Below are 1079 nucleotides of genomic sequence, written 5' to 3' on the forward strand. Positions count from 1 at the left end.
CTGAGCGTTCAGACAAAGCAAAAGGTAAGATTCTTCGACAATGGATGAGCGAGCACGTTTTACCAACTTTTGATGGTCGCATTCTGCCAGTCGATAAAGAAGTTGTATTGGTGAGTGCAAAATATCACGTTCCAGATCCAAAGCCATATAGAGACACTTTAATTGCAGCGACATCTTTTGTTCACGATATGACTATCGTAACGCGCAACGTTTCAGATTTCAGTCTGGATAACCTCAAAATATTAAACCCTTGGGAACAGAGTTAGGTAAGCCAGGCATTATATAGAGCTGGGTTACAGTAATTCATTTACATAAACGTCTTATAATATATCCGATATTTCTGAATATCGGATATATTGAATATCAGAAAATCAAGGCTATGCTTAATCTAAAGCTCTTTGATAACGATTAAGAAATGAAGGACCCTAAGCGAAACCCGCCATCACCAATCATTGATAACCTAGAGTTTATTGGCAATCCATTTAAAGTCGCGCCGCAGAGCCCAAACTGGATAAGCTTTTCTGACGCTCAGCAAGATCTAGAGTTGTCATTGAAGTTTCTTTATAGCTATAACGGCAGTACAGCCACATTCAATAGCTATCGAAGAGAGCTCGAACGACTTTTACAATGGTCCTGGCAAATCGAAAAGACTTCAATTCTTGAGCTACAGCGTGAGCACATAGAAGAATTCATTAATTTCTGTATCAACCCACCTGAAGCTTGGATAGGTATAAAGAATGTCGCCAGGTTTAAAAAGTCGCCTGACGGGAGGATACCTAATAAAGACTGGCGCCCGTTTGTTGTTAACGTGTCAAAAGAAGAGTTCAAGCGAGGAAAAGAAGCAAATATTGGGGAATACTTTCCTTCTCAAGCTGCGATAAAAGCAACGTTTACAGCGATATCCTCATTTTATGACTATCTTCTGCAAGAGGGCGAAGTTTCATCTAATCCGGTCGCCTTAATACGACAAAAAAGTAAATTCATTAGCCGTGATCAACAAGCTCCAATTGTTCGCAGAATTAGTAATATTCAATGGGATTACGTCCTTGAAACGGCTGAGTTGCTAGCAGATCAAGATC

The 1079-nt window shown here is 39.9% G+C and carries 2 pseudogenes; both read left to right on the forward strand.

What is annotated here, in order from left to right:
• Positions 1-266: pseudogene (locus A3766_RS30040) on the forward strand (VapC toxin family PIN domain ribonuclease); the annotation flags it as partial.
• Positions 267-415: 149 nt separating this feature from the next.
• Positions 416-1079 (forward strand): annotated as a pseudogene (locus A3766_RS00945) (site-specific integrase); the annotation flags it as partial.

The sequence above is a fragment of the Oleiphilus sp. HI0132 genome (assembly GCF_001635845.1).